The following is a 6,593-nucleotide window of genomic DNA, read 5'->3' as shown; positions in this document are numbered from 1 at the left end:
TTCACCCACTTCGAGATCATCCGCGACATCAATACCAAAGAGATAACCGGCTATCGTGCCTACCGCAAGGCAGTCTCCAAACATGTCAAGGATGTGCTCGACCCCCTCTACAAAAAGCTGGTGGAGCTCGAAAAAGAGGGCGGCATGGAAGCGAGCGAGAAATACCTCAACGAAGTGCTTGCCGAAGCGGGCGAGGATGTGACGTTCGACAATCTGTTGGAAGAGATTCACCGCTTTTATTGAGATTCGCGTTGAGCGAATCTTTATCACTCAGAGGGAAGGGGCAGAAGAAGACCTTCTGTTTTTAGCCATACATACAACGCATCGAACGGGTCGTTCGCTTTCAGCGTCTCCATATCCCCGATCATGATCAGCTTCGTTTTCGCACGGGTCATGGCGACATTGAGGCGTCTTCGGTCTTTGACGAAACCGATTTCGCGGGCCAGGTTGGAGCGGACGAACGAGATCAGGATCACCTCCTTCTCCCGCCCCTGAAAACCGTCGACGCTTTTGACTTCGCAGAGCAGATCATCGGTCTCCAACATCTGTCGTATCCGTTTGACCTGCGCCAGGTAGGGTGTGATGATACCGATCTCATCCAGGGAGACTCCCCCCAGAGACAATGTTTTGACGATATCCAAAATCCACTCCGCTTCGACCGGATTTTCGTAGGAGGTCGAACGCTCCTGGAGCCATTCGTCGGCATCGATGCCCGACGTGTCGGCAAAAATCACGGGTAGTTTGGGATCGAGCAGCCGGCCAGGCAGTCCGGATGCCGGAATGTTGGTTATCGCCAGACGCCTCTGTGCAACCGATGCATCTGCTTCCAATGCACCTTCGTACATCAACCGATTTGGAAAATCCATAATCGTGTGATTCATTCGGTACTGAACCCTCAACATCGTAGAGGGAGTATCACCCCGTTCCATCAACCGCTCGAAAAGAGAGTGTTTCAATACATCGAGACGACTGATCACCGTTGGCGGCAGCTGCTTGTGGTCTCCGGCGAGAACGGCTTTGCGGGCACGCATCATCGGCATGAGTGTCGAAGGCTCCATCTGCTGGCTCGCCTCGTCGATGACTGCGATATCGAAGAGAAACCCCTCGAGCGTATCCGACCCGACCATCCCGTTGGTCGAGAGGACGACATCCGCCTGCGCAATAATGTCCCTTACAATGGCGGCTTCGAGTTCGCGGATGGCCCGGTAGAACCGTTCGACCTTTTCATCCTCCCTGATCCACTGCGCCATCGACTGGATCGTCCTGACATCCACCCCTCTGTAGGCACGACCCGTCGCAGCCAGCGTTTTGACACGCTCTTTCGACATCCCTCTGAGTCTCGCCGGTGTCGGCTTGCTGTACTGGTTTCTCGCTTCGACCAGTTTCTGGGCCTCTTCGAGCATCGTTTTGACTTTTCGGCTTCTTTCATCCCGTTCGATCCGCGCAAAAAGCGAAAAGGATTCGAGTTTTTCTCCGATCCGTGCCGGATGCCCGATCCGTACCATATCGAGTCCATCGGTCTCCGCCAGTTTTTCCAGCATATTGTCAACCGCAATGTTCGAATCGGCCGATGCGAGAACTTTTTTCCCTTTTTCGACGAACCGGAGAATCGCTTCGACGACCGCCGTCGTCTTACCGGTTCCGGGCGGGCCATGTATCAATGCAACCTCTTTGGCATCCAGCGCCCTGCCGATCGCCTCTCTCTGTGTTCCGTTCAATTTTTCATTTTTTGGTTGGAACATCTCTGTTTTCGCCTGTACCGGTTTTGCCAGACCCAGCACGATATCCCGCACTCTGTCGAGCGGAGCTTCCAGATGGCGCATCGTTTCGAGATTGGTTTCCATCCGTTTGAAAGTCACATCGTTGACATAGAGATCGAGCCGGATGCCACTCTCCTTGACCCATGGCGGCGGCTTTTGCGAAAAGGCGACTTCGACAAAATTCTTTGCCACCTGCATTACCGTCGCGGTCAGATCGCTTTTGAGCGGTTCGCCCCGGCTCACCAGAACGATGTCGCCGTTTCCGATCTCCGTTTCGATAATACGGTCACGGCTGAATCGTAAAAGATAAAGGTCGAATTTACGGCCGCTGCCTCGTCCTCTCAACCCGAGCAGCGCGCGCCCGTACATTTCCCTCTCCTTGCCACTGATGGAACGGATTTCGCGTATCTGTGCATCCATTTCGGCACGCCGCTCGACATCGATCAGCGCCTTGTACTCTTCGATGTAATCGTGAATTGTTTTGATACGGTGTTCAAGCTCACGGCTTGGAATCATCTCTTTGGGAAGTTTGAAATAGCTCTTTTTCGTGGGAATATAGAGAAACCACCCGTCTCCTTCGTAGATGCGGGCGATATTGGAGGGTTTGATTTTATAACGTCGCAGCTGTGTCAACCGCCGCCGATCGTCAAGATAGGCGGGCAGGACGAATGGAAGCGGCCGTTTGGACGCCATCAGTGTCCGGCGGGCGCTTCGTGCTCGGAAGAATCTGCAGGCGCAGTATGCTCGACCGCTTCAGTGGCGGCTTCGGTGGCCTCATTGGCCGCTTCGGTCGCTTCGTGGGCCGCCTCTTCCGCTTCATGCGCAGCTTCCTGTGCGGCTTCGGTCGCCTCTTCGGCTTTCTCTTCTACCGCTTCTGCAGCTTCCTGGACCGCTTCGTGCGCCGCCTCTTCTACGCTCTCCGCAGCGGGAGCCGCTTCATGTGATTCCGCCGCGGGGACCGCTTCGTGTGTCTCTTCGGCCGGGGCACTCTCATGCCCGGTCGCTGCAGGAGCTTCGTGTGCCTCACCCTCTGCCGGTACCGCTTCCTGCGGTTCGGCCGGAACGGCGGACTCTTCCGCGGGAGCGGATTCTTCAGCTTTTTCCAGATCCTCCATCTCATCGATCTTGTCCTGCAGCTGGGTTACTGCCTTGACATTGACACCATACTCATAGACCAGTTCGCCGCCATCTTTTCCCTGCTTGAATGTCAGGCCGATAAAGATAAGCAGAAAAACGAGGAAGAGATCTCTCGCCCAATTGCTCTTTTTGATGAGCATCGCGAGAATCTTGAATACGAACAGAACCGCCGTTGCATATACCAGATAGGTTCCAAGCAACTTATGGGCGCTCAACTCCTCTTTCGCTTCCGCGGAGAGAAGGGCGAACGCTTCCGAACCATCCGCCTTTCCTGTGAAATAGACCCCTACATAAACCAGCATGACAAGCGTGAGCAAAAAGAGTGATGTGACACTTACCGCTCGATTTCTCGCTTTCATGTTGACCAGTTCGATCAGTAGTACGATAACCGGAATCGCAACAGCGAAATGGACGAAAACAGGGTGAATCAGCAAAGGCACTTCAAACGGCAGTTGGATCGGTATGTCGATGGCGGGCAGGCTCATAGGCTCTCCTTCTTCAGTGTATGTATTAGTAGCAAAGATTATACATCATTTTCACTGTAGCGCAACTGTAAACCGGCATCTGTCATCACAAATCCCTGAATGATCACTCTGCCTTCATGGACAAGTTTGTGATGTTTCTTGCATAACGGAATCAGATTGTAGCGGTGGTTCTGATGGAAATGGCCTATACGCCCCTCCGCATCCGCATCCGACCGGGGAGCGATATGGTGTACCTCCTCCACCGGAGCACCGCACAGTGCACAGGTGCTGAGATAGAGATCTTTGTGGTAGCGGCTGCGCTTCTTTTTCTTGAGCTCTTTCAAGGCGTTGCTCGCATCTCCCAGCGATTCGCGAATGGCATACGCCGTTTCGATGAACGATCTGTCCATATGAAGCGATTTCGCGAACTCCAATCCATAGAGGGTACTGCCGGATCCCGGCATCAACTTGCGGTTGTAGATCAGCGCATCTTCCGATTCATCGTATTCGACCCCAAGATGGAGGAAAATCACTCCCTCCAGTTCACTGACCGTCTTGAGAAGAGTGAGTTTGTGAAGATGTGTCGCGACGATAAAGAGCGTACCGAGATCGTGCAGCCGTTTCACGGCACTCGCGACAATCGCCAGCGCCGATTCCGTCTCCGTCCCATGGCTGATCTCGTCACCCAGAACCAGCGACCCCCTGCCCGCCCGATTGAAGATGTTTTTGAGCTCCATCATCTCGATCGCGAATGTGCTGAGACCTTTGTAGAGGTTGTCTTTACTGACGATACGCGTAAAAAGTTTGTCGAAGAGATGGAAGCGCATCGAGGCAGCCGGAACGAAAAAACCCGCCTGCGCCATGATGACCGCCATCCCGACACTCTTCATCAGCGAGCTCTTGCCGCTGGAGTTGATGCCATAGAGCAGAACACCGCCTACCGGTTTCCCGTCGTTCGCCTCCAGCGTCACATGATCGTGCTCGAGATGTTCCGGAAGGTCGCCCATCAACAGATCGTTGGGAATATAAATGCCGTTCTCTTCGCGCGACTCGATCAGCGGATGGCGCAGACCGACGAATTCGAGTGTCCGCTCCTCCTCTTTTTTTATCAAAATCTCGGGCCGGACGTAGTTGTACTGCTGCGCCGCCCGGGCAGTCGCAATCGCGACATCGAAACGGCCGACAAAGGCGATAATATGTTCCAGAAGCTGAGCATACCGTTTTTCCAGCAGTTCGAGCGATTCGACGTAACTCTGCTTGATCAGCGCCACGACACGCGCCTGGTTGGCCATGATCACTTTGGAAATCTCGTCGATCAGCCCCGATGTGATCTTGACACTGTTTTTCAGCTTTTTGTACTGAAAATCACGGAGGAAGTAGTGGTTGCCGTCCAGAAGCAGGAAACTCTCCATCAGATTCTTTTCGATCATTCCGAAACGGGTACGTGTGACATTGAGAAAATAGCCTTCGCTCTCCAGCCATCCGATGCTGACATATTCGGTATCGTTGTCACCCCGATCGAAAAAGTTTTCGATATGCAGACGAACCGCTTCGAGTTTTTCGAGCTGTCTCATATTCTCCTCGACAATCTGGTCGACGAAAAGATTGATACCCGGCTGAAAGATGTTGCTCTCGATCTGATCGCGCCGATATTTGCCGCACTCTTCGAGCACGAAGGTCTTTTCGAGTTCGGCGACGAACCCTTCGATCTGCACCCGAAGATCCTCTTCGACATCGATGCCGATCCCTTTGGCCTCCCAGACCAGCTGTTCGAGTGCCTTGAGCGAATCGTGCAGATAGACGATTTCAAACGGGTGGAGCTTGCCCAGCTTGATCCGGCGAAGAATCCGTTCGAGATCGTAGACCTCTTTGAGTGTATTGGAGAAATTCTGCGTATGGTCGGCCACCTTTTCGGCCAGGTCGTAACGGCGGCGCAGCTCCTTCTCGTCGCAGATCGGGTTGAGCAGGCGCTCTTTGAAAAGGCGTTTTCCGATGGCGGTGGAGGTCAGATCGATCAGTTTGAGCAGTGTCATCTCGTCGGGATCGCGGCTGATGATATTGAGCTGTTCGAGCGCGTTGTTGCCGAGATAGACAAAATGCTGCCCGCCCAGGAAAATGGGCCTGTTCATCTTTTCGATCAGTGCGGCATCGTGCTCGATGATGAAGTCGATCAGCAGGGAGAGCGATTCGGAGGCGTAGGGATAGCGCTCCAGGTCGAGATATTCAATGGGACTGAGAAAGGAACGGATGCCGTAAACATTGGCGAACAGTTCATTCTGATAGGCGATTTTGTGGCGTGTTTTGCCGATCGTAGAACTGATGTGCCCTTCGATCTCGAGATAGCGGACAATCCATTCGGCATCGATCGAACTGTCGTTGAGGGTCAACAGAAGTTCGGACGTGCTGTAGCTCTGCAGCATATTGAAGACTTCGTCGAGCGCATAGGTTTTGTCTTCCCGCGTACCGTGGATCTCGTTCAGAAAAGTCTTGCCCGTACTGACATCGATCGCGCTGTAACCGCACGAGTAGATACCGTTGTTGATATCGACAATCAGCGATACGAGATAGTTTTCAGTCGGTTCCACGAGATAGTCGAAATTGGTTCCCGGCGACAGAATGTTGCCGATGTAGCGCCGGACGTTGGGCGGTACTCCTTTTTGCCGTACCAACACGATCGTATATTTTTTGCTCTGCACGAGACGTGCGAGATAGCGGTCGAGGGAAACGGATGGCCATCCGGCCATCAACGGATTCGCGACCGAGTTTTCGAGAATGTTTTTGTTTTTGCGGGTCAGTTGAATATTGAGCAACTCGGCGATCTCTTTGGCTTTGCCGATCTTGAGTGTCTCGTTGTTGACCTCATAGACTTCGAAAAACGTACCCACTTCCATCACGACGACGGTATCGGCCCCATACTTCTCTTCAAATATTTTTTGAAGTTCGAAATAGATATCGGTCAAAAGCCGTTTCTTGTCGTTCAAAAGCTCGTTGATCGCCTCGATCTGCACCCTGTGTCACCTTCCGTATCCAGAATCCATCTCAAAAATCCCCCTAGGTGGGAATGGCAAAGAAAAGATATGATGACAAGGCAAAAAGCGCAAGGTGCAGCCAAAGCTGCATCGAGTATTTTTAACGAAGTCAGCGTATCTTTTCCTTGCCACCCCACGGGCGGAGCGATTTTGCCCCCTCTCTTTGTTGGTTCTTCTTGACGTGGCTTTGGCCACGCCTGCGT

General features: G+C 53.1%; 3 protein-coding genes and 1 pseudogene. 1 reads left to right on the top strand and 3 read right to left on the bottom strand.

Going from position 1 to position 6,593, the window contains the following annotated elements; all coding sequences use genetic code 11:
- Nucleotides 1-243: pseudogene (locus Q1K24_RS08610) on the top strand (histidine kinase); the annotation flags it as partial.
- Nucleotides 244-266: 23 nt separating this feature from the next.
- Here the strand turns inward: Q1K24_RS08610 and Q1K24_RS08605 are convergent.
- The 3 genes from Q1K24_RS08605 to Q1K24_RS08595 are packed head-to-tail and all read right to left on the bottom strand — an operon-like array spanning nt 267 to nt 6,369.
- The gene (locus Q1K24_RS08605; protein WP_300368911.1) at nt 267-2,453 is read right to left on the bottom strand and encodes an IGHMBP2 family helicase; all 2,187 of its coding nucleotides are present in this window, start codon (nt 2,451-2,453) and stop codon (nt 267-269) included.
- The gene (locus tag Q1K24_RS08600; protein WP_300368908.1) at nt 2,453-3,382 is read right to left on the bottom strand and encodes a DUF2231 domain-containing protein; all 930 of its coding nucleotides are present in this window, start codon (nt 3,380-3,382) and stop codon (nt 2,453-2,455) included. The genes Q1K24_RS08605 and Q1K24_RS08600 overlap by 1 nt, the downstream gene beginning before the upstream one ends.
- Before the next feature lie 38 nt (nt 3,383-3,420).
- On the bottom strand, nt 3,421-6,369 hold the full coding sequence (locus Q1K24_RS08595) for an HNH endonuclease (RefSeq protein ID WP_300368905.1): 2,949 nt from the start codon (nt 6,367-6,369) through the stop codon (nt 3,421-3,423).
- Nucleotides 6,370-6,593 lie beyond the last annotated feature (224 nt).

The sequence above is a fragment of the Hydrogenimonas sp. genome, from assembly GCF_029932565.1.
Lineage (GTDB): Bacteria > Campylobacterota > Campylobacteria > Campylobacterales > Hydrogenimonadaceae > Hydrogenimonas.
Note: the sequence above shows the minus strand (reverse complement) of the source record. Positions and strands in the feature narration are given on the sequence as shown.